General features: G+C 39.9%; 18 protein-coding genes and 2 pseudogenes. 10 read left to right on the forward strand and 10 right to left on the reverse strand.

Annotated elements, in window-relative coordinates; translation table 11 throughout:
- Together ACIY19_RS06880 and ACIY19_RS06885 are read left to right on the forward strand one after the other, a co-directional pair.
- Positions 1-660, forward strand: a complete 660-nt coding sequence (locus tag ACIY19_RS06880) for an amino acid ABC transporter permease (protein WP_215804429.1) — start codon at positions 1-3, stop codon at positions 658-660.
- 129 nt (positions 661-789) lie between these two features.
- On the forward strand, positions 790-1,572 hold the full coding sequence (locus ACIY19_RS06885; RefSeq protein WP_000581068.1) for a DUF4037 domain-containing protein: 783 nt from the start codon (positions 790-792) through the stop codon (positions 1,570-1,572).
- Positions 1,573-1,858: 286 nt separating this feature from the next.
- Here ACIY19_RS06885 and ACIY19_RS06890 read toward each other — a convergent pair whose 3' ends face one another.
- The 4 genes from ACIY19_RS06890 to ACIY19_RS06905 form a co-directional block, all read right to left on the reverse strand.
- Positions 1,859-2,881, reverse strand: a complete 1,023-nt coding sequence (locus tag ACIY19_RS06890; protein WP_409003036.1) for a YdcF family protein — start codon at positions 2,879-2,881, stop codon at positions 1,859-1,861.
- Between the two features lie 67 nt (positions 2,882-2,948).
- Positions 2,949-3,386, reverse strand: a complete 438-nt coding sequence (locus ACIY19_RS06895) for an Rrf2 family transcriptional regulator (protein ID WP_049490302.1) — start codon at positions 3,384-3,386, stop codon at positions 2,949-2,951.
- A 165-nt stretch (positions 3,387-3,551) separates the two neighbouring features.
- Positions 3,552-4,493, reverse strand: coding sequence for a hypothetical protein (locus ACIY19_RS06900; protein WP_000801525.1), 942 nt, complete (start codon positions 4,491-4,493; stop codon positions 3,552-3,554).
- A 160-nt stretch (positions 4,494-4,653) separates the two neighbouring features.
- Positions 4,654-5,505, reverse strand: a complete 852-nt coding sequence (locus ACIY19_RS06905; RefSeq protein WP_409003037.1) for a metallophosphoesterase family protein — start codon at positions 5,503-5,505, stop codon at positions 4,654-4,656.
- 195 nt (positions 5,506-5,700) lie between these two features.
- On the opposite strand from ACIY19_RS06905, the gene ACIY19_RS06910 reads away from it, so the two are divergent.
- The 3 genes from ACIY19_RS06910 (at position 5,701) to thrS (ending at position 8,913) form a co-directional block, all read left to right on the forward strand.
- Entirely contained in the window at positions 5,701-6,075 is a 375-nt protein-coding gene (locus tag ACIY19_RS06910) for a hypothetical protein (RefSeq protein ID WP_049490304.1), read from the forward strand.
- A gap of 257 nt (positions 6,076-6,332) precedes the next feature.
- Positions 6,333-6,959, forward strand: coding sequence for an AAA family ATPase (locus tag ACIY19_RS06915; protein WP_409003038.1), 627 nt, complete (start codon positions 6,333-6,335; stop codon positions 6,957-6,959).
- A 10-nt stretch (positions 6,960-6,969) separates the two neighbouring features.
- Entirely contained in the window at positions 6,970-8,913 is a 1,944-nt protein-coding gene (thrS, locus tag ACIY19_RS06920; protein WP_125389116.1) for a threonine--tRNA ligase, read from the forward strand.
- Positions 8,914-9,125: 212 nt separating this feature from the next.
- Here thrS and ACIY19_RS06925 read toward each other — a convergent pair whose 3' ends face one another.
- The 5 genes and pseudogenes from ACIY19_RS06925 to ACIY19_RS06945 all read right to left on the reverse strand — a co-directional run bounded on the left by ACIY19_RS06925 (position 9,126) and on the right by ACIY19_RS06945 (position 12,559).
- A complete protein-coding gene (locus ACIY19_RS06925) occupies positions 9,126-10,175 on the reverse strand; it encodes a DUF389 domain-containing protein (RefSeq protein WP_000147512.1) in 1,050 nt (349 codons plus the stop codon).
- Between the two features lie 328 nt (positions 10,176-10,503).
- Positions 10,504-10,754, reverse strand: a pseudogene (locus ACIY19_RS06930) (hypothetical protein).
- Between the two features lie 55 nt (positions 10,755-10,809).
- Positions 10,810-10,908, reverse strand: a pseudogene (locus tag ACIY19_RS06935) (peptide ABC transporter); the annotation flags it as partial.
- A 6-nt stretch (positions 10,909-10,914) separates the two neighbouring features.
- Positions 10,915-11,889: a sensor histidine kinase gene (locus ACIY19_RS06940; protein WP_000887982.1), complete on the reverse strand. Its 975-nt coding sequence runs from the start codon at positions 11,887-11,889 to the stop codon at positions 10,915-10,917.
- Positions 11,882-12,559: a response regulator transcription factor gene (locus ACIY19_RS06945; RefSeq protein WP_000548972.1), complete on the reverse strand. Its 678-nt coding sequence runs from the start codon at positions 12,557-12,559 to the stop codon at positions 11,882-11,884. Before ACIY19_RS06945 ends, ACIY19_RS06940 begins: the two co-directional genes overlap by 8 nt.
- Before the next feature lie 321 nt (positions 12,560-12,880).
- On the opposite strand from ACIY19_RS06945, the gene ACIY19_RS06950 reads away from it, so the two are divergent.
- From ACIY19_RS06950 to ACIY19_RS06960, 3 genes are all read left to right on the forward strand, one after another.
- Entirely contained in the window at positions 12,881-13,450 is a 570-nt protein-coding gene (locus ACIY19_RS06950; protein WP_409003048.1) for a TetR/AcrR family transcriptional regulator, read from the forward strand.
- An 86-nt stretch (positions 13,451-13,536) separates the two neighbouring features.
- Complete coding sequence (locus ACIY19_RS06955) at positions 13,537-14,313, forward strand: ferredoxin reductase (RefSeq protein WP_409003039.1); 777 nt, start codon at positions 13,537-13,539, stop codon at positions 14,311-14,313.
- Positions 14,314-14,424: 111 nt separating this feature from the next.
- Positions 14,425-15,501 (forward strand): DUF2974 domain-containing protein, encoded by a 1,077-nt coding sequence (locus tag ACIY19_RS06960; RefSeq protein ID WP_409003040.1) that lies wholly within the window; start codon positions 14,425-14,427, stop codon positions 15,499-15,501.
- 81 nt (positions 15,502-15,582) lie between these two features.
- Here ACIY19_RS06960 and ACIY19_RS06965 read toward each other — a convergent pair whose 3' ends face one another.
- Positions 15,583-20,091: a YSIRK-type signal peptide-containing protein gene (locus tag ACIY19_RS06965; RefSeq protein ID WP_409003041.1), complete on the reverse strand. Its 4,509-nt coding sequence runs from the start codon at positions 20,089-20,091 to the stop codon at positions 15,583-15,585.
- A 552-nt stretch (positions 20,092-20,643) separates the two neighbouring features.
- Here ACIY19_RS06965 and ACIY19_RS06970 point away from each other — a divergent pair.
- Positions 20,644-21,837, forward strand: a complete 1,194-nt coding sequence (locus ACIY19_RS06970) for a ferric reductase-like transmembrane domain-containing protein (RefSeq protein WP_000838549.1) — start codon at positions 20,644-20,646, stop codon at positions 21,835-21,837.
- 101 nt (positions 21,838-21,938) lie between these two features.
- Entirely contained in the window at positions 21,939-22,568 is a 630-nt protein-coding gene (locus tag ACIY19_RS06975) for an MBL fold metallo-hydrolase (protein ID WP_000690831.1), read from the forward strand.
- Positions 22,569-22,577: the final 9 nt, after the last annotated feature.

The following is a 22,577-nucleotide window of genomic DNA, read 5'->3' on the forward strand; positions in this document are numbered from 1 at the left end:
ATGGAATCTATTTTAGAAGTTTTGACCCCAGATAACCTAGTCTTTATCTTTAAAGGATTTGGCTTGACCCTCTATATTTCTCTGATTGCCATCGTCCTCTCGACCCTGATCGGGACAGTACTTGCGGTTATGCGAAATGGGAAAAATCCTGTCTTGCGAATCATCTCTAGCATTTACATCGAGTTTGTGCGTAATGTTCCCAACCTTCTCTGGATTTTCACCATCTTTTTGGTTTTCAAGATGAAGTCGACGCCAGCTGGTATTACAGCCTTTACCCTCTTTACCTCAGCAGCCTTGGCTGAGATTATCCGAGGCGGCCTCAATGCCGTGGACAAGGGACAATACGAAGCAGGAATGTCACAAGGATTCACTTCAGCCCAAATCCTCTACCATATCATTCTCCCACAAGCGATCCGTAAAATGCTGCCAGCTATCATTTCTCAGTTTGTAACTGTGATCAAGGATACCAGCCTTCTCTACTCTGTTATCGCCCTACAAGAACTCTTTGGCGCCAGCCAAATTCTCATGGGACGCTATTTCGAACCAGAGCAGGTCTTCAGTCTTTATATCCTGATTGCCTTGATTTACTTTATCTTTAACTTTGCCATTTCTAGCCTGTCTCATAAGCTAGCAAAACGTTGGCAACAAGCTGCAGAATAAAAAAAGAAATGTGAACTCAAAACAAGGGTTCACATTTTTTCTATAAATGAAAAAGAGCAACTCAATGCTATGCAAACGTTTTACTTTTTGGTAAAATGACTTTAAAACCATAAAGCAAGGAGAAAAATCATGATCCACGAACTTTGCAAAGAATTCTCTCAACTGGAACAAGTAGAAGCTATAGCTCTTGGTGGTTCTCGTGCAGGACAAGCCTACGATCAAAATTCTGACTATGATGTCTATGTCTATCTTAACTCACCTATTGATGAGAAAACTCGTCAAATCATTCTTAGCAACTATTGCTCCTATATGGAAATTGGAAACCAGTTTTGGGAGTTAGAGGATGACTGCGTACTAAACAACGGTATCGAAATCGAGTTGATTTATCGTTCGCTGGAGTCGTTTGAACAGGAATTGAACTCAACCGTTTTTCAGCACAAAGCTCAAAATGCTTATACAACTTGCATGTGGCATAATCTACTCCACAGCAAGATTCTATATGACCCGAATGGACACTATGCTTCTCTCCAAAGAACCTACCAGATTCCCTATCCACAGGAACTCAAAAAGCATATCATTGAAAGGCAACTCCTTTTGCTAGACCAAGCCATGCCTGCCTTCTCTCACCAAATAGAAAAAGCTATCAAACGCCAAGATCTTCTTAGCATGAATCATCGTACGAGTGAATTTTTTGCTTCCTACTTTGACTTGTTATTTGCGCTCAATGAGCAAACCCATCCTGGTGAAAAACGAATGTTGGAGTACGCAAAGACCAATTGTACACTCCTCCCTAAGCAATTTGAAGAAACTATTCGCAAGTATTTCCAACTACTCTACCAACCACAACAAGGAGAACAAGCGATCGTAACCTTGCAAACTATCCTGAAGGAACTAAAAGCCATTTTGCCATAGACCAAAAAGAAAATGTGAACCTCTGTTGCTGTTCACATTTTTATTTGTCGTTGACTGTAAAATTCTAGTCTACTCATATTCAGTTGCCTATTTTTGACTCTCTCTGAAAATCTGCAACTAGGTTAGAAATTGTTCAATTGATTGACGAGCAATCATGAAACCGTTCCAAAAACCGCACTCACAATCACTTACCCTGCTCTTTCATTACTAGTGACAATTTTTCCCTTAGGGTTACTACAAGATTTTTTAGAGATTCTAACAAGAATTACAATATGAATTTTACATATTACCATAGAACACCTCTATAGGAGAAAATCAGAGCTAAAATTAATAAAATATAGAAGGCGAGAAAAAGCCATCTCATCTTCACACATAGAGCAATGTATTCTCTGATAAAGGCCGATGGGATATAGTAGGCGGCTGTACGGCAACCAAGACCATCTCCCTTCATCCCAATACAGCGAGCATAGGTACTGGTACGAAAAACATGGTAATCATTGGTCACAAAGAGAAAACGTGGACTGGCCACCAGCTTCTCTCCCATTTCTTTTGATAAGAGAAGATTCTCATAGGTCGTCGTTGAGTCTTCCTCCAGGAGAATCGCTTCTCTCGGAACATCCGTCTCTTCCAGCAAATAATTACAAATTGCCTGAGCCTCGGAAATCTTCTCATCCCCACCTTGACCACCACTTGCGATGATTTTAACATTGGGATTGAGAGACTGGTGATAAGCTTCTACTGCCTTGTCAATGCGACTCTTCAGTAAGGGAGTGACTTTTTCTCCATTCAACAAGCCTGCTCCGTGAATGATGATAAAATCATAATATTTTTTCTTAGGAATGAAAAGATACAGAATGGAATAAAGCAGAAATCCTGCAAAGGCAAAACCAAAAATCAAATACGAATAAATCAAAAAGAAAAAGATAATATTCACTAGATGATTGGTGTAAAACAAGCCCTTGGTATCGCTCACTCGAATCGCCATGATCACAAAAAAGAATAGAATCACGCAGCCTAATCCTAGAGACAAATAATTTGCCTTGGATTTTCCTTCTTTTTTCAATAACACAAATCCATTATAAATAAGGAAAAAACCACTTAGAAAAACTAAAAGAGGCAGCAGGAGAAAAATCCCTGCAAAGAAAACCATGTGCACTTCTTTCTGCCCAGCTTCGTAAAAAAGATTGGCAATAGACAGGTAAGAAAAGAGCAGAGACAAAAGCAAGAGAGCTGGATTCCAGAGACTGCGATTGTCCCTTAAAAACGAAACGAGAAAAAGTAGGACAAAAAATCCTGTGATAAAGTACATTGTCTCCTCCTTTGATGACTACATTGTACCATAATTATAGCAATAGAAAAAGAGAACCTTAGTCCTCTTACTTAGAGAGTTTATTCTGAGCATCTGCCACAACCTGAGCCAGACTTGTCTGACGCAGTTGGTTTTCCATAGCTGCTTGAACATCGAACAATTTTTGGTCCAAGACTGCATGGATATTCGCACCAATTGGGCAATTAGGATTTGGATTGTCATGGAAACTAAAGAGCTTACCGGATTTTCCTAAACACTCCACAGCTTGGTAGACATCCAACAAACTGATATCCTGAAGGTCTTTTATTATCTCAGTTCCCCCCGTACCACGAGCAACTGAAATCAATCCTGCTTTTTTGAGTTGCGATAAAGTCTTACGGATAATGACTGGATTGACTCCGACACTAGCCGCAAGAAAATCACTGGTTACCTTGCTGTCTGTATCCTGCATTGCAATAATAATCATCATATGAGTCGCAATTGTAAATCGGCTTGAAATTTGCATCTTCTTCTCCTTTCATTGATATTTTATTCATCTTTTCCCGTATAAACATTATACCTTTTTTGCTTATCCTGTCAAATATTAACGAATGATTACCTTCTCCATGCAAAAAGTCCTGTATCCCTCTTGGTACCCAGAACAGCGGAGGACATACAAAGACTTATTTTTTTATGCAATTTTACGGACAATCCCTTTTGTTTTATGACTTGACCAAACCGAGCTGATAGACACCCCAGCACCAACTAAGGTAAACACAGCTAACATAGCTAGATTATAAAAATAGTTATCTGGGAAATCACCGCTAAAGATTAATTGATTCACCACTCGGAAAGCAAAGGCAAACTCAACCCCTAGTTTGGAAACGACTTCCATTGCCAAATCAATTTGATTCACTAGAAAGACAGTAATCACCATCCAAATAGAGGAAATCACAATTCCCTTTCGAGATACCTTTCTTCCAAGGATTTCATATCCTTTAATGGTACAAATCCCTAAAACAATACCCGCTACCATAGCTACATAACCTAGACGTGCGATAAATAGAGCAACTGCTCCACCAATCAAGGCTCCCAGCAAGGCACCAACTGCTCCAAGAAGAACATTTTCCTTCTGGTTTTGATAAGAATCCACCTCGATCTGAAGGTTGCTCTTCAGCAATTGATAGCTTTCCTCGTTGATAAGGAAAATTGAATCACCTAATTGATAGAGACCAACAGGACCCTCCTGACCGCTATAGGCACACACTTGGACGAAATGATGGGTTTCAAGGAAGGCAACGAGGTCTGTTATGAGCGTCTGTAACTTTTCAATTGTTTTGGATTTGCGCATGGCACCTTTTACGACAAAAGAAACAAGGTACTGGTTGATGGACAAGGTCGACAAGTTTGGAAGAGATTCACTCTTAAACTCATCCCAAACCAATTCGTTTTCTTCTGAATCCGCAGGATTGCCATTTAAACTCACACTGACACAAAGTCGAAACTGATTTTTCACATCAGTTTCTTGCAGGAAAAGTAAATAACCTGACTGCGTGCCATAAATACTACGCGAATCTTCGTCAAATTGCAAGCCCAACTCCGAGGCAATAGCGTGTAACTCTTCTGGTTTCATTATCTGTCTCCTCTTATTTTGAATATCAATTAGTATGAGATTCAAATTAGTTATATTCCGTTATTCTAACATAAATTTGAGAAGCCGTCAATTCGTATCCAGTTCGACTTATCGGAAAACAACAGTCACTAGACTATCTGATTTCAAGCTAGAAGTCCTCTTAAAACCAATCTTTCTTGTCTCTTTCCATCCAGAGTTCAACATCCTGATCATAACCTTCTTGTTCACTAATCTGACCTAACAATTCGTGATTATGAGTATGGTGAATCCCATTTACCAAACTTTCATAGTAGACCTGAAAATAGGGGAGCTTCAAATCCTTAGCCAACTGCAATTCAGCTTCTACATCATAATCCACACGACGAAAATCAACATCAGACAAACCTGCTTCATCAAACTCTAAAATCATATACTGAGCACGCAAGTCCTTACGCAACTTCGCATCTAGAAAGAAAGGTTGTCCAATGGAACCTGGATTAAGAATCAACTGTCCATCACTTCCGTAACGAAGCAACTGTTGATGAATATGGCCATATACTGCGATAGAGGCGTGTGGATTCGTCACCAATCTATCAAAATCTTCTTGCTTTCCCGTATGAATCAACTCTCTACCCCAGTTTTTATCAGGGAGATGATGAGTGATTCCTACCATCAAATCACCAAACTGACGATGAACTTGCATGGGTTGATTATTGAGGTCTTCGATTTCTTCAGGGCTGACCTCCTCTAAGATGTACTGACTTTGACGCAGGAGATAACGATGACTCGCTATTGTAGGATCTAACTTGCGATGCAGGCCTCGCCAGAGACTATTCTCCCAATTTCCCAGAACTCTTACTGTAATAGGCAAACTTGCTAAGAGGTCCAATATCCTTCTACGTCCTGTTCCTGGCATCAGAATATCCCCTAAAAGCCAGTATTGGTCTACCTCTGCCGCTCTTGCATCAGCCAAAACAGCTTCCAAAGCTGTCGTATTTCCATGTATGTCTGAAAGAACTGCTATTTTGGTCATTCTTTCTCCTTACCCTTTTACTTCTTTTGTTAGTATTATAACAGAAAACACTCGAAAAGATCACTATCACTGATCACTGGATTAAATTGTAAGAGCCTCCAAATCGTGCTATAATATAAGTAGAGGTTTCCCCTTCATTTAGGATTATGTTGTATACAATATCTCTCAATTTTTCCAGATTGGAGGACTATTGCCATGCGGAATTATCTTAAGTATATCCCATACTACCTTGTCACTTTCTTTTTTTACTGGCCCCTCTATGAGCTCCTCTCTCTACTCATCTCTGACCCATATACACTGAAGGGACTATACATTTACAACATCATCCTCTTTTCACCTCTGGTAACCTTTATCGTATCGCTACTTTATAGCTATCGATTTCATTTCTCACTTTGGTGGCTACTCGGTATTGGTCTGCTCTATTGCTTTACCATCATCACCTTTGGCGAGTTCATCCTGCTTTACTTCCTAGCCTATGAGCTCTTTGCCCTACTTGGCTTGGCTGCTGGTGTGGGGATCAAGCATCTCTTCCAGAGAGCGAAAAACAAAAAAATTATACAAAAACCTTGAAAATTCTCGCAATCATGCTATAATAATGCATAGAGACAAGTCACTTAGTCCCTTTCTACTAGAGAGTGCGTGGTTGCTGGAAACGCATAGAAAGCCTAAACTGATACTACTCTACTGACTTTTATGCAAACATAAAACGGTGGCCACGTTAAAGCCAATCAGAGGTGTCCCTCTTTTTTGAGGAACATGAATGAAGGTGGAACCACGTTGCGACGTCCTTTTAGGATGTCGTTTTTGTTTTGTCAGAAGGAGGAAGAATGATGCTTTATATGATTGGCGGATCGCCTTGCAGTGGAAAGTCAACAATTGCCTCACTTCTTGCTAGACAGTATCAAATACTTCATATCAAACTGGATGATTTGGTAGAAAAGATGATGAGTCAAGCAAGTGAAGACTCACAGCCAATTTGCCTTCTTAGGCAGGATAGAAATCCAGAACAAATCTGGATGAGAAATCCAGAAGAGATGGCAGATGAAGAATGGCGCTTTTATGAAGAGATTTTTCCTTATGTAAAATCTTACTTGATAAAGAATCAAAACAGACCTCTCTTGGTGGAGGGAGCAGGACTTTTGCCTCACTTGGTAAAGAAGCTTGAATGTCCAGCATCTTCCTATCTATGCTTGACTCCGACAGCTGATTTTCAAAAAAAGCATTATATACAGAGAGAATGGGTTCCTTATGTCTTAGAGGGTACAACCAACCCCGAGCAAGCTTTTGAAAACTGGATGCAACGAGACATTCTTTTTGCTCAAATGGTTCGTAAGGAAGCGGTGAGATTAGGCTATCCTAGCCTCGTAACAGATGGTAGTCAATCAGAGAATCAGACTGCGGAAGAAGTTGCTCGGCTCTTAAAATTGTCCAACAAAAATAGAATAAATATTTAAGGAGAAAACCATGATTAAGATTACTTTCCCAGATGGCGCTGTTCGTGAATTCGAATCTGGCGTTACTACTTTTGAAATTGCCCAATCTATCAGCAATTCCCTAGCTAAAAAAGCCTTGGCTGGTAAATTCAACGGCAAACTCATCGACACGACTCGTGCTATCACTGAAGATGGAAGCATCGAAATCGTGACACCTGATCACGAAGATGCCCTTCCAATCTTGCGTCACTCAGCTGCCCACTTGTTTGCCCAAGCAGCTCGTCGCCTTTTCCCTGATATTCACTTGGGAGTTGGTCCAGCTATTGAAGATGGCTTCTACTACGATACGGACAATCAAGCTGGTCAAATCTCCAACGAAGATCTTCCTCGTATCGAAGAAGAAATGAAAAAAATCGTCAAAGAAAACTTCCCATCTATTCGTGAGGAAGTCACTAAAGACGAGGCGCGTGAAATCTTCAAGAACGACCCTTACAAGTTGGAATTGATCGAAGAACACTCTGAGGACGAAGGCGGTTTGACTATCTACCGTCAGGGGGAATACGTGGACCTTTGCCGTGGACCTCACGTCCCATCAACAGGCCGTATCCAAATCTTCCACCTTCTTCATGTAGCAGGTGCTTACTGGCGTGGAAATAGCGACAACGCGATGATGCAACGGATTTACGGTACAGCTTGGTTTGACAAGAAAGACTTGAAAAACTACCTTCAAATGCGTGAAGAAGCTAAAGAACGTGACCACCGTAAACTTGGAAAAGAGCTTGACCTCTTCATGATTTCACAAGAAGTTGGTCAAGGACTTCCATTCTGGTTGCCAAACGGTGCGACTATACGTCGTGAATTGGAACGCTACATCGTCGACAAAGAGTTGGCTTCTGGCTACCAACACGTTTACACTCCACCACTTGCTTCTGTTGAACTCTACAAGACTTCTGGTCACTGGGATCATTACCAAGAAGACATGTTCCCAACTATGGACATGGGTGACGGGGAAGAATTTGTCCTTCGTCCAATGAACTGCCCACACCACATCCAAGTCTTCAAACACCATGTTCACTCTTACCGTGAATTGCCAATCCGTATCGCTGAAATCGGTATGATGCACCGCTACGAGAAATCTGGTGCCCTCACAGGTCTTCAACGTGTGCGTGAAATGTCTCTCAACGACGGTCACCTCTTTGTTACTCCAGAACAAATCCAAGAAGAATTCCAACGCGCCCTTCAGTTGATTATCGATGTTTATGAAGACTTCAACTTAACTGAATACCGCTTCCGTCTCTCTCTTCGTGATCCTCAAGATACTCACAAGTACTTTGACAACGATGAGATGTGGGAAAATGCCCAAACCATGCTTCGTGCAGCACTTGATGAAATGGGTGTTGACTACTTTGAAGCTGAAGGTGAAGCAGCCTTCTATGGACCAAAATTGGATATCCAAGTTAAGACAGCTCTCGGAAAAGAAGAAACCCTTTCGACTATCCAGCTTGACTTCTTGCTTCCAGAACGCTTCGACCTCAAATACATTGGAGCTGATGGTGAAGAACACCGTCCAGTTATGATTCACCGTGGGGTTATCTCAACTATGGAACGCTTTACAGCTATCTTGATTGAGAACTACAAAGGTGCTTTCCCAACATGGCTTGCACCACATCAAGTAACTCTCATCCCTGTTTCTAACGAAAAACACGTAGACTACGCATGGGAAGTGGCTAAGAAACTCCGTGACTGTGGTGTCCGTGCCGACGTAGATGAGCGCAATGAAAAAATGCAGTTCAAGATCCGTGCTTCACAAACCAGCAAGATTCCTTACCAATTGATCGTTGGTGATAAGGAAATGGAAGACGGAACTGTCAACGTTCGTCGCTATGGCCAAAAAGAAACACAAACTGTCTCAGTCGATGACTTTGTGCAAGCTATCCTAGCTGATATCGCCAACAAATCACGTGTGGAAAAATAAAACGATCACTGTCTGAGAAACATTTTTCAGTAAGAAAAAGCAACAACTGAAATAGTTGTTGCTTTTTTATATTTTATTTAACCTGAGCTAGTCGTGATTGGTCAAACCACCACAAATGGTATCCTCATCAACAATCCTTTCTATCCACTAACTGTTGGATATAGGATATCCTCCCAACATTTGCTTCCATGAGTTAGATAAGTTCAATATCCTCAATCCTTGTCTGCTTCATTTTCTTTTACGAGATCTTTTTGTGAATCTTTTTCAGAGAGTTTTTGATCGATATACTTGTTAATGTTTTCATAAAATTCCTTGGTCATCTCACTATCTAATTTTATCGAATTATGGACTTGATTGACTTTTAATTGAACAGATTGAATACCGTAAGAGGCTTGTTTTTGGTGGATCCTTTCTAATTCTTCTTCTGAAATCGGATCTCCAACAACCGTCAAGACTAATTCATTGTCCCTTGACTTATAGACTTGATTAATGACCGTGTGATTGGCGAATTCTTTTCCTACAAACTGTTTGATTCCTTCTTTTCGCGCTTGATCTATCGTCAGAGTGACTGCTGAATAACTGGCTGGAAGAACCAATAATACAATCAAGGATATCAAGCCAATTTTCATTTTAATGTTTAGCTCTTTAAATGAACTTAAGGGAGATTTTCTCATCAAAATTCTTGTTCCAATAATGTTGGCTAGCATGATAAAGACACAGTTGATCAAGAAAAGATAGAGAGCCCCAAATAAAAATCGTACATTTCCGTTAGCTAAACCATATCCTGCAGTACAGATAGGTGGCATCAGAGCTGTTGCAATGGCTACTCCTGGCACGATATTGTTTGCTTCTTTTTTCCTTGACCCAATTACACCTGCTATCCCACCAGCAATAGCAATGAGAACATCCCAAATGGTTGGAGAGGTTCGTGCAATCAACTCGCTACTTGCATAAGATAAGGGGGAAATCCAGAAATACAAAGTCGAGACAAGCAAACTGACCAATACTTGAGTAAATAAAACCTCTAAAGATTGCTTGATTAAACGCGTATCAAAAATAGCTAAACCAAATCCGAGTCCAACAATCGATGTCATAAGAGGGGAAATCAGCATAGCTCCAATAATGACAGCTGTTGAATTCATATTTAAACCTATAGAGGCAATAAAAATCGCACACATCAAAATCACTGTATCTCTTAATCGAACATGAAGATCATCATATAATTTCTCACGATATTCACGTGTTGAATAATTTCCAGTCATTGGTTACTCCTTTTATTTCATATACTCTTGTTTCTGCTTAGATGGTGGCAGAGAGACTTCTTTTCAATTTTACATATTTTAATTCTCACCTGTTATTTTTTTGAAAATTATCTTTTAAGCATCCGTCAGTCTATCCTTAACATTATATCAAAAATTTTACAGTCTTTCTCTGAAGAAATATATCAATTGAACAGATAGAGAAGGAAGAAACTTTTGTTTCCTTATACGAAAAAGAAAAAAATGGTATCTCCTCTGAAAGAAGATGCCGTTTTAATCTTTAAACAAGATTGGTGTGTTCGACAATCCATTGCTTCATTTTTATTTTCAATCAGAAGCCATAGTTCCCAAACGTGATGATGGTTAGAAGAAACCCCTTGATCCAGTTGCCGAACAGTTGTGCTCCAGTCCTGTCAAAGTATAGACGTTGCTCATCCACTACCGTGTGTTTGGTTTTCAATTTTGCATCATGCAAACCGCCCAAGATGTTGCGATCCCCAAGGTAAGCCTGAAAATTATGGCTACTAAGATAGAGTATCCAATATAATCTAGGATCCTTCCGTCAAAATAACTTTCTTTCATTTTTGCCTCTTTTATTTTTTGACTATATTCTAGTCGTTTCCTAGTGTAACATTTTTTACATCTGGACAATCTTACGGTAACTTCTAGACATTATCATGAAAATAGAGATATAGACTAGAACAAAAATTCCACAGATGGATAAGGTCATCATCAACTATGCTCACTCAATCATCAGATTCCTATTGGAAAACTTGATGCGAACGGTTGTTCCTATCCCAACCTCAGACTCGATGCGAATCTGGTGACCCAGTTCTTCAGAAATTTTCTTAGATAGATAAAGTCCAAGTCCAGATGACTGCTGGGTCAAACGCCCATTATAGCCTGAAAACCCACGTTCAAAGACTCGGAGAACATCGCTGTTTTTAATCCCGATTCCCGTATCCTTGATACAGAGCTCCTGACCTTCCATATAAATCTCTAGCCCACCTTCTTTGGTGTATTTGAGACTGTTTGAGAGGATTTGTTCAATGACGACCAACAGCCACTTCTTATCGGTCACGATGATTTTGTCAAGGTCATGGAGATTGAGCGTCAGTCCTTTTTGAATAAAGAAAAGGGCATATTTGCGAACCACTTCCTTCACCAGATCCTCCACTTGAACCTTTTCAAATACCAAGTCATCGTGGAAGCTCTCCAAACGAAGATACTGCAACACCAGATTGGTATAGGAGTCAATCTTAAAGATTTCCTGTTCCAGTTGCTGCTTGGCCTCACGATCAGAGACTTCTGCTACCAAGAGACGACTCGCTGCAATGGGGGTCTTGATTTGGTGAACCCATAAGGTGTAGTAATCAAGCAAATCCGTCAGCTTGCTCTGCGCTTCCGACTTCTTTTGATACAATTCAGACTCACGCTCTTCGAGCTTTTCTGCTAGCGCACATTCCAGAGGAGACTTGGGGTCTCTCTCAGCATAGAGTACTTCCTGCCGGTAAACCTGAGCTTCTGCAAATATATCCCAAGCCAAAAATAAAAAGGTCAAAAAACTACTGAGCAGAAAGAAATAAAGAAAATAAGTTCCTAGACTAGCAAATAAAAACTGAAAGAGAAGGACGAGAAAGCCTAATGAAAAAATATAGGTAAAAACGCGACTGCGAGAACGCAGATAGGCTAGAAAAAATGATTTCCAATCAAGCATGTTTCAGTCCGTATCCTATCCCTTTCTTGGTTTCGATAAAGCCTGCTAAACCTTGCTCCTCCAACTTTTTGCGCAGGCGAGCAACATTGACAGACAAGGTATTATCATCGATGAAAAAGTCGCTATTCCAGAGTTCCCGCATCAGGTCATCACGCGCTACGATATTGCCAGCATGTTCAAACAAGACTCGCAAAATTTGAAATTCATTCTTGGTCAAACTCAGAACTTCCCCCTGATAGTGCAGGTCCATAGACTTGGTATTGAGGATCACACCTGCATACTCTAGCAAACTTTCATCCCGCCCAAACTCATAGGAACGGCGCAACAGACCCTGAACTTTGGCAAGGAGAACCTGCTGGTCAAAAGGCTTAGTTACAAAGTCATCCGCTCCCATATTGATTGCCATGACGATATCTATAGCCTGATCTCTCGAAGACAGAAACATGATAGGTACCTTAGAAATTTTACGAATCTCCTGACACCAGTGATAACCATTAAAAAGAGGCAGACCAATATCCATGAGGACCAAATGAGGCTCCGACTGAACAAAAAGGCTCAATACTTCCATAAAATCTTCTACCAAAATGACCTCAAACCCCCACTCAGAGAGCAGTTTCCCCACTTGTTGCCGAATAACTTGGTCATCTTCTACTAGTAAAATCTTGTGCATGCGCTCCTCCTTTGCTATTTTTCAAAGTATCAAAACCCTTCATATCAGATTTACGGATCAGTATCTCATACTGTTTAGCAGCCTATTTCCCAAATCCAGATCAGAAAACAGATGCTAAATAGAGAATATTCCCACTGATATCATACCTTATTTTTAACTATAGTTCCAGCCTTATCCTATATTTTCCTTTTTGTGTTCATTTAGTTAGCGTTTCTTTAACTTATTTAATAGATCTAGCCTTCTTATTGACAAGCTAGCCATGATTTGTTAGAATGTGAATGAACTAATAAATATATTCATTCATCAAACAAAGGAGGTTAAATCCTATTGGACAAAAAACAATCTTTAAAGACAGCAGCCTATGAAGTTTTTTCGAAAAAAGGTTACAAGGCGACAGGAATTTCAGAAATTGCTAGGCAAGCTGGTGTTGCAGTTGGTTCTTTTTATAACTATTACGAGAGTAAAGAAGCCATTTTTCTAGACATCTATATGGATGAAAACAACCGTGTTCGTCAAGCTATGATCGAAGAATTGGATTGGGAAATTGATATGATTGATCTTATTAGTCAACTCTTTGCTCAGTCCAGAGCACTCGTTTCTTCCAATAAAATCCTTGCAGAATGGTACAATCCTGCCATAGCCGATGACTTGCACAGCTACTATTCCTCGGAAGAAGGCAAAGTCGCAAATCCTTTTCATCAGTTTCTAGTTAAAACTTTTACAAATCGCATGCAGTCTGAAGGGTACTCGCCAGAAAAGATTCAAGATATTTTACAGGTTTATAATCTGTTTTACTATATAGATATGCATATCACGGAAAAAGATTTTCCAGATATAGGCAAAACTGTCGAAATACTTGCAACCAACTTCATAAAAGGAGTACTAAAATAAAGAAAATGGTTTTCTTTATTTTTTGGAAATATGTGAATGAATTTATTTTAAGTTCATTCAATAATTAAGATTAGGAGTCATAAAAAATGAAAAGAGGTAAAAAAATGTTTATTATCATTCTATCAACACTTGGAGCGCTATGTATTATAACTTGGGGTGCCATCGCTTATCTTGGACGAAGCCAGACATTATCGATAAAATCCATCGAAAACCCCAGCGGAGATCTATATTTAATTCATATCACAAAACCGAGTCATCAAATCTGGAAAGCTGGGGCTTATGCTAAGTTTACACTCCCTGATACCTCGTCTACTGCTAAAAAATATGAAGCTAAGGGAGAGCAAACTAGTCGATGGCTAACCATTGCCTCCACACCTGATGAAGATGAAATTCTCATTTTGACTCATAATAGTGGTAGCAACTTTAAGAACACCTTGACACATTTACCAGCTGGCAGTGAGATTGAGATGAGTTGGCTGGATTCCTCTTTGACTGTTAAAGATACGAATCAGCCACTAGTTTGCTTTGCATCTGATGTCGGCATTTCTGCTCTACGCCCCCTTATCAAAGAATGGGCTGGTAAAGCTCCAATTATTCTCAACCATTTTGACAAAGGAGTTACTATTTTCGATAATGAGATGAAGGAACTGGCTCAAAAAACATCGAATTTTACTTATAAAACTAGCGATGAACTTTCTCAAAGTCAAGCATTTTTAAAACATGCTATTGATGAATACGGCAATCAAGCCAGCTATCTCATCACAGGTCAGCCTGATGATGTAAATGAGATGAAGAATTTTTTAAAGGAAAATGGGATTGATAGCAAAAACATACAAGTAAGCTCGTTTAGAGGTTTGAAATAGGAGCAATCTATCTTCTATGTATTTCAATCAAACCCTACTAAGTCATTCGAACAAGCCTACTAGCCAATTCTAGGTAAATGTGATAGGATAAACATAGAGAAAGGAGCTTTTATGGCCAATATTTTTGACTACCTGAATGATGTAGCATACGATTCCTTTTATGACCTCCCCGTGAACGAGTTAGATGTTCTTGCCTTGACCGAATTAACCTACCTTGCTTTTGATGGTGTAGTCACCCAAAAAAACCAGCGCCTCATAGATCTTGCACCCCAAATTCCTAGAGACACGACGATGTTGACCAATAAAAACCGTCTCCAGTTGTTGGATCAGCTCGCTCAACACAAACGCTTTAAAAATTGCAAGCTTTCAGACTTTATCAACGATATCGATCCTGAATTGCAAAAACAGTTTGCAGCTATGGCTTATCGTATCAGTCTTGATACCTATTTACTTGTTTTTCGTGGAACTGATGACAGTATCATTGGATGGAAAGAAGATTTCCATATGACCTATATGAAGGAAATCCCAGCTCAAAAACATGCCCTCCAGTACTTAGAGAACTTTTTTGCCAAACATCCTAACCAAAAGGTTATCCTAGCAGGACACTCAAAAGGGGGAAATCTAGCTGTCTATGCTGCTAGTCAACTCGATTCACTTTTACAAAAAAACATTGTCGCTGTCTATACTTTTGATGCGCCTGGACTTCACAAGGAACTAACCGAAACAGCTGGCTATCAAAACATGATGGAAAGAACGAAAGTATTTGTCCCACAAGGGTCTATCATCGGGATGATGCTGGAAATTCCTGATAAAAAAATCGTCGTTCGAAGCACTGCCTTGGGTGGTCTTGCCCAGCATGACACCTTTAGTTGGCAGGTTGAAGACAAACACTTTGTCCAACTGGACGAGACCAATAGTGACAGCCAGCAAGTCGATACTACCTTCAAGGAATGGGTTGAGACGGTCCCTGATACTGAACTGCAGCTCTACTTTGATCTCTTTTTTGGAATCATTCTCGATGCAGGCATCTCTTCTATCAACGACCTCTCTTCCTTCAAGGTCATTGAACACGTTCACCATCTCTTTGTCCAAGCCCAATCCCTCACTCCCGAAGAAAGAGAAATCATGGGACGCTTAACCCAACTCTTGATCGATACCCGTTACCAAGCTTGGAAAAATCGAGAATAGACAAAAACCAACTAACCTAATGGTTAGTTGGTTTTTTGTTTAAGAAACTAATGGATACTACTTAGAATCTTGAGTATAGAATTAGTCTTCTTTTTTCTTGCGAGACACAAGTCCAAATCCGCTCATCAAACCAAGTACTCCTAGAGTTGCCAAAGCTGCATGATCTTCCATACCAGTATTAGGTAATTCTTTGGTTGCTTTAGTAGTTAGAGATTGCTCAGTCGGTTTTTGTTGAGGGGCAGTAACAACTTTTTCGTAGACATGTTCTGTGTCACCGTTTGGAAGTTTCTTAGTCTCTACGAAGCGGTAACCTGGGATATCTTTCTTAGGTTGTTCACCGTCTTCGGTTGGATAACCTGGAATTTCATTGCCTTCCTTATCCTTATGACTGGTCTTAACCTTCTCATAAACGTGTTCTGTGTCGCCATTTGGAAGTTTCTTAGTCTCTACGAAGCGGTAACCTGGGATATCTTTCTTAGGTTGTTCACCGTCTTCGGTTGGATAACCTGGAATTTCATTGCCTTCCTTATCCTTGTGACTAGTCTTCACTTTTTCGTAGACATGTTCTGTGTCACCGTTTGGAAGTTTCTTAGTCTCTACGAAGCGGTAGCCTGGAATATCCTTCTTAGGTTGTTCACCGTCTTCGGTTGGAATTAATGTATTCCCCTCAGTATCTACAAATGAAGTAATTGGACGTACAGTTGGAGTGTATTTTGCAGTTATTTCTGTTCCGTTCTTATCAACTCGTTTGACTGTAACTCCTGAAGCCTTCCCAACAAAGTCTTTTTCTGGTGTGAAAGTTACCACACCATTTTCATCAATGGTATAAGTTCCTTCTCCTGGAACAACTTTCTTAGTTGTGCCATCATCAAAGGTTGGTTTAACATTTTCATCAATTTCAACAGTCTTCTCTACACCGTTTACTTCAACTTTACCACCAGTAAAAGTTGGTGTACCGTTTTGTGTTTGTCCTTTAGGTCCTTCAGACTCATCATCTGTAGAAGTTGGTTTAACAGGTATTACAGTTGGAGTATACGTTGCTGTAGCAGTTGCTGTAATATCCGTATCATTAGCATCTTTTCCTAATTTTGCAGTAAGTGAAACTGTGACAGGTGTAGCTGTACCGGTAAATGTCTTCAATGGAACAAAAGTTATTTCACCTGTTTCATTATTAATTGAGTAGGTACCCTGACCATCAATTGTTAGAGTATCAACAAATCCACCTGTTTTTGGATCTACTAACTTAGCAGGCGAAGAAGCACTTGGTTTTACTGGCGATCCATCTCCAACAGATGTAAAGGTTGGAGTTTCTTTTTGAGTAGCACCTTGAATATCAGTCGAAGTCACATTATGTCCTTCAATCGTATCAGTTACTGTAATATGGTAGGTTGTTGTAGCGGTTGATGAATCAACTCCATGATCAACTCCCGACTCAGTTCCACCGATTGTTGCTTCAGTAGTATAATTTCCATTACTATCAATAACATCAATCTTAACAGTATATACTCCTACTTCATTTAAGCTATATCCACTAGCAATATTATAGTTATTTGCATCTTGTTTGGTATCAAATACTTTTTGAACTCCTGAAGGCGATGTTACTGTGATTCGAGTGATATAGGTAGTTTTTCCATATTTCGTATCTTCAGAGTCTGAGATGCTTACTGCAGCTTTTGCTTCATTACGAAGATCAACAGTTGTACCTTTTGTTGAAGTATAATCTTGTGAAGTTGCTGTTGGTTTTGTATTTACAACCGTTGCCACATCCGTATTTGTGGCAATAGTCCCTCTAATAATACCACCAAATCCTGACTTAGTATGAACTTCCCAAGAGTCATTTCCAAGCTTAGTAGCAGTCACTTCCGTTCCATCAGATGACGCCCAGGTATTTGAATGTTTGTCATAAGTGACAGTTACTGACATTCCATCACCTACCTGATTAGTATTCTTAGAAACATAAATCGTTTCTGGGCGAGTTGGCGTTTCTACACTTGTCACTTTCCCAGTGCTATCAAGCTGTCGAATGTACTCATAGATATAAAATTTCATACCACCGTCTTGCTGAGCTTCTGTGTACACTTGACGTTTAGTCCATCTTGTCGTACCATCACTATTCAGTGTTTTACTTTCAGCATAGTCGCCAGGTAACTCCCAGTGTCCGGTAGCCTTATTAAAAGTCGCAGTATGTTTTTGCCCATCCGTTCCATTTAACTCAACTTGTTCACGTAAGAAAGTTCCCTTCACATTTTCAACAGATGCTTCCACTTTAATATTGTCCACACCAACTTTGGCAGTCGCCTCTGATGTCACAGGAATATTAAAGACTGTATCGGAATCTACAATACCTAATTCTTGATTTTCAGAAACAGCTGTGTTGGTTGAAGCACTGTCTACGAGCCATTTGCCATTAACTGCTTTTAGATTGGTTACAGTACCATCAGGCATTGTTACCTTAGCACTTGATGCACCTTTAGAAATTTTAACTGGTACAACTGTTGAGTAAGTTTCAACGTTTTGAACTTCAACTTTAGGCTTAACAACTACAGTAATAGAACCGTGCGCCTCTTGACCTGACTGATTCCATGTCGTATTATTAGATAACTTATCATAATCTTTAGCAAATACTGAAACGGTATAGATACCTGCCTCTGTCACCTTACCTCCAATGACAGCATTACCCATATTGGTTCCAGCAGCTTTTTGCTCTTCAGCAGTACTGTTTGTTACAGTATAGTTGGTGCCAGGAATCAACACTTTAGAATCATCTAATTCTGCTCCTATAGTGTTGTAGCCTGAGACACCTGTGACTGCTTTAGAAGAATTTTGACGAACTTTAACTACTTTACCTTCAGCAGTTGTATAGTCATAGTTTCCTGCTGAATTGCCAGGTATCGCACTAGCTCCCGAAGAATCATGAAAACGAAGATTGATATTCGCATCATCACCAACAGTTCTATCATAACGAGCTGAATCTGATTTTATTTTAGGAGGCGTACTATCTTGCCAACCTACCCAACCAGCACGTAGATTCTGAATTTGGAAGGTGACAGTCCGCCCATCTGTATTCGTTGCAGTAATATTGAATCGTAAGTCATACACTCCATTTTCAATATCCGCTATAACTTTTCCTTGAATTGTGTCTGTTTCTGAATCGTATGTCAATCCCGGCACAAGGTTAGTTGGGGTTACAGAAGTTAAACTCCAACCAGCTTGCTTGGCATTTTCAGAAACAGCGATACGATCTTTCAAGCCTTTAATATAAACTCTGTCAACTCCTTGTTCATACCCATAGCCATAAATTTCTGTAGCTAGGTATTCATAACCACCGTTAGCAGAGTATATTGACGTCGCAGCGTTTGAAATTCTTGACCCATCCGCACGGAGTTTATTTCTCCAAAGTGGTGCTTCTTCAGCTAACTTTTTAGCAGCATCAGGGGTTAATGGATAGTCTACACGTCCTTTGTTGTTATGACCAGTTTTTCCACCTTGTTCTGTATGCATCCCATTTCCAGCATTGGTATCTTCACCAGTCCGTTGATTAGAATAGACTTCAATCTCTAGCCCTGTAGCATCAGTACCTTTAATTAATTTAATTTCTTGTACCGGGATCGTATAGGTATCTTTACCAGTATGATTTGCAGCGTTTGTTTCCGATGCATGAGTTGTGTTAGAACCCTCTTCAGCATAGAAATCTTGAGCAGCCAAAGCTACTCCGAAGTTTCCATCTTTTCCGATTCCTGCTTTTTTCAGATCATTGTAGACAGCAATAATGGAATCATTTAAGCGTGACAATTGATCATTGATTTGTTTAGCTGTAACGCTATCCGTAACTAACACTTTTTTAGCTTCCGCAATAACTTCTTTATTATTAGCTATCGCTGCCTCAATTGCCGCTTTGTTTTCAGCCTCAAGGTTATTTTTCCGGATTGCTTCAGTTGCTAAAACATTGGTTACCTCAGCTTCAGAGGTAACTTGTTCTAAGACTTTTTTAGCTTCTTGGACTGGTTCGACAGTTTCTTTTGTTTCTTCTACTTTTTCTGCTTTTTCTGTAGCAGTGGTCGCCACTGGTTTGACTGCTGTAGTTGCTGCTGTTTTCTCAACTTGTTTCCCAGCTTCGTCTGACTCAACTACAACTGTAATCAAAGCTTCAACTTTAGCATGCTCTGCATCGATATCAGCCTGTTTTGCAGTTTCGTTTGCAAGAACTGCCTTTGCCGCAGTCAATACTTCATTTGCAGTAGCTATCGCTGTTGCATCAGCTTTCTTTGCAGATGCAATCTTCGCTTCTAACTCAACTACTTTTTTAGTCAGAGCAGTCTTATCAACTTTTTTAGTCTCTACTACTTTTTCTGACGCCTTAGCTTCAGATTTCTCCGCCGTTATAGTTGACTCCGACTCCTTTGTTGCTACTGGTGTTGTCGTTGCCACTGTTGCATCTGCACCTTGTACTTCCGCTGCCGATACCGCACCATTACCTAGGAACATCATCAAACCGGTCGCAATTGCCACCGACGCTGCCCCAAAGCTGTACTTCCGAATGCCATAACGAATGTACTTCTCCGTTCTAAAACCCTGTTGCTTACTCTTCATAAGATACACAACCTCCCTATTTTCATTATGTTGATATTGAAATATAGAAAAACAAAATTTCTTTCTCTCCTTAAAAAGGCTTTTAAATTTTGATATTTCAAAAGGATTATATCCTCGTATTCAATATGCATATTCATACTAACACTTTTCCCTATCTTTTTCAACAACTTTTATAATTTTATTTTAGAAAAATACAAAAATAATTTAATGGTAAATGCTTTAAAAAACCAATATCCATGAAGGTTTACAGCGTGTAAACTCCCGGAATCATTTATCTTATAATTAAATAAAATACACTTTAATGTATCAATTTATTTTTTGGAGTCTTGTAGAAGTTAAATTTTCCCAAGCCTTACATTGTTATAACAAAAAATTTTCTATAAGAAGTGCACAAATTTAACAGTATATTTCTTAGCCATTATTTATGGATTATCATGAAGATTTGACTTAGAGGCCTAGAACCTAAACCTTGACTAGAGATTCATTTTTTGTTAAAATGTAACAAATATTATTACATCTAATATAAGATAAATCCATGAAAGGAATTCTACTATGAAATCATTAAAAGGTATTTTATTTATCGGACTTAGTATGCTTCTGACTATTCTAGCTTGGATCAGTTCAGGTGCTAGTCAGTTTCTAATCCCTGGTTTAGCTCTCACTACCCTCTCACTTACTTTTATACTAGCTAGCCGTTTACCCTTGCTTGAGGCTTGGTTCAACGGACTTGAAAAGATGTATCTAGCTCATAAATTCACGGCTTTTCTATCCATTCTCCTACTAACCCTACACAACTTTAGCATGGGCGGTCTCTGGGGTTCGCATTTGGCCGCCCAGTTTGGAAATATTGCTATCTATATCTTTATCAGCATCGTTCTGGTTGCCTATCTGGGACAATATATCCAGTATGAAGCATGGAGATGGATTCATCGATTGGTTTATCTAGCCTATATCTTTGGCCTTTTTCATGTTTTGATGATCATGGGAAATCGTCTTCTCTCCTTTAGTTTCCTAGGTCTTATCTTTGGAATCTATGCTCTTTTAGGCTTGCTTGCAGGTTTTTATATTATTTTTCTTTATCAAAAAGTCGGTTTCACCTATCTTGGAAAAATCGTAGGAATCAAACGCCTCAACCACGATACAACTGAAATTGAAATCGAACTTAGTCATCCTTTCACCTACGAATATGGACAATTTGCCTTTCTAAAAATTTTCCAAAAAGGTTTTGAGACTGCTCCACACCCTTTCTCCATCTCAGGAGGGCAAGGACGAACTCTTTATTTTACGATAAAAAACTCTGGTGACCACACCAAGAATATCTATGACAATCTTCAAGTTGGTAGCAAGGTTGCGGTTGATCGCGCCTATGGGCATATGACTATGGAACATGGTCCAAAGCAGCAAATCTGGATCGCAGGTGGAATTGGAATGACACCTTTCATCTCTTATATCCGGGAGCATCCTATCCTAGACAAGAGCGTCCGCTTCTACTATAGTTTCCGTGGAGAGGAAAATGCTGTCTACCTAGATCTACTTCGAGACTACGCCCGTCAAAATGCTAACTTTGACCTGCAGCTGATCGATAGCAATGAAAAAGGATACCTGACTTTGGATCAAGAAGAAATCCCTGACCAGACTACGGTCTATATGTGTGGACCTCTTCCTATGATGAAAGCCCTTGCCAAGCAAATCAAGAAAAAGAATCCCAAAGCAAAACTCATTTACGAAGGTTTCAAGTTTAAATAAGATCATTGTCCCTCTAACACAAAAGTGGGACTTTCTTTTCACTTTATTTCTCTCTTCTATGCTATACTTAGTTTAGTACATTCTTTGAGATTGGAGCCAGTATGAAAATCCATAAAACCGTGAATCCCGTTGCCTATGAAAATACCTACTACATAGAGGGAAACCAACACCTGATTGTGGTTGACCCAGGTAGCCATTGGGAAGCTATTCGCATGACTATCGAAAAAATCAACAAACCCGTCTGCGCGATTCTCCTGACCCACACCCACTACGACCATATTATGAGTCTGGACTTGGTTCGCGAGACTTTTGGAAATCCTCCAGTTTATGTAGCAGAGAGCGAAGCTAGCTGGCTTTACACTCCAGTCGATAATCTCTCTGGTCTCCCTCGTCATGATGATATGGCAGATGTGGTCGCAAAACCAGCAGAGCACACCTTTGTCTTTCATGAGGAATACCAGCTTGAGGAATTTCGTTTTACCGTTCTACCGACCCCAGGGCACTCTATCGGCGGCGTTTCCCTGGTCTTTCCTGATGCTCATCTAGTCTTGACCGGAGATGCTCTTTTCCGAGAAACCATCGGACGGACAGACCTTCCTACAGGTAGCACGGAACAACTCCTCCATAGCATTCAGACGCAACTCTTTACTCTTCCTAACTACGATGTCTATCCTGGGCATGGTCCAGCTACGACCATCGCTCACGAAAAGACCTTTAATCCTTTTTTCTAGCAAGCAAAA

This window comes from Streptococcus sp. ST14 (assembly GCF_046098195.1).
GTDB lineage: Bacteria > Bacillota > Bacilli > Lactobacillales > Streptococcaceae > Streptococcus.

Bases quoted from the DNA above. Each gene is read 5' to 3' on its own strand.
- ACIY19_RS06945 (WP_000548972.1), bottom strand. From the start codon at position 12,559: ATGCACAAGATTTTACTAGTAGAAGATGACCAAGTTATTCGGCAACAA.
- ACIY19_RS06880 (WP_215804429.1), top strand. From the start codon at position 1: ATGGAATCTATTTTAGAAGTTTTGACCCCAGATAACCTAGTCTTTATC.
- ACIY19_RS06900 (WP_000801525.1), bottom strand. From the start codon at position 4,493: ATGAAACCAGAAGAGTTACACGCTATTGCCTCGGAGTTGGGCTTGCAA.
- ACIY19_RS06910 (WP_049490304.1), top strand. From the start codon at position 5,701: ATGCGGAATTATCTTAAGTATATCCCATACTACCTTGTCACTTTCTTT.
- ACIY19_RS06940 (WP_000887982.1), bottom strand. From the start codon at position 11,889: ATGCTTGATTGGAAATCATTTTTTCTAGCCTATCTGCGTTCTCGCAGT.
- ACIY19_RS06895 (WP_049490302.1), bottom strand. From the start codon at position 3,386: ATGCAAATTTCAAGCCGATTTACAATTGCGACTCATATGATGATTATT.
- ACIY19_RS06975 (WP_000690831.1), top strand. From the start codon at position 21,939: ATGAAAATCCATAAAACCGTGAATCCCGTTGCCTATGAAAATACCTAC.
- thrS (WP_125389116.1), top strand. From the start codon at position 6,970: ATGATTAAGATTACTTTCCCAGATGGCGCTGTTCGTGAATTCGAATCT.
- ACIY19_RS06960 (WP_409003040.1), top strand. From the start codon at position 14,425: ATGGCCAATATTTTTGACTACCTGAATGATGTAGCATACGATTCCTTT.
- ACIY19_RS06885 (WP_000581068.1), top strand. From the start codon at position 790: ATGATCCACGAACTTTGCAAAGAATTCTCTCAACTGGAACAAGTAGAA.
- ACIY19_RS06905 (WP_409003037.1), bottom strand. From the start codon at position 5,505: ATGACCAAAATAGCAGTTCTTTCAGACATACATGGAAATACGACAGCT.
- ACIY19_RS06925 (WP_000147512.1), bottom strand. From the start codon at position 10,175: ATGACTGGAAATTATTCAACACGTGAATATCGTGAGAAATTATATGAT.
- ACIY19_RS06965 (WP_409003041.1), bottom strand. From the start codon at position 20,091: ATGAAGAGTAAGCAACAGGGTTTTAGAACGGAGAAGTACATTCGTTAT.
- ACIY19_RS06970 (WP_000838549.1), top strand. From the start codon at position 20,644: ATGAAATCATTAAAAGGTATTTTATTTATCGGACTTAGTATGCTTCTG.
- ACIY19_RS06955 (WP_409003039.1), top strand. From the start codon at position 13,537: ATGAAAAGAGGTAAAAAAATGTTTATTATCATTCTATCAACACTTGGA.
- ACIY19_RS06890 (WP_409003036.1), bottom strand. From the start codon at position 2,881: ATGTACTTTATCACAGGATTTTTTGTCCTACTTTTTCTCGTTTCGTTT.
- ACIY19_RS06915 (WP_409003038.1), top strand. From the start codon at position 6,333: ATGATGCTTTATATGATTGGCGGATCGCCTTGCAGTGGAAAGTCAACA.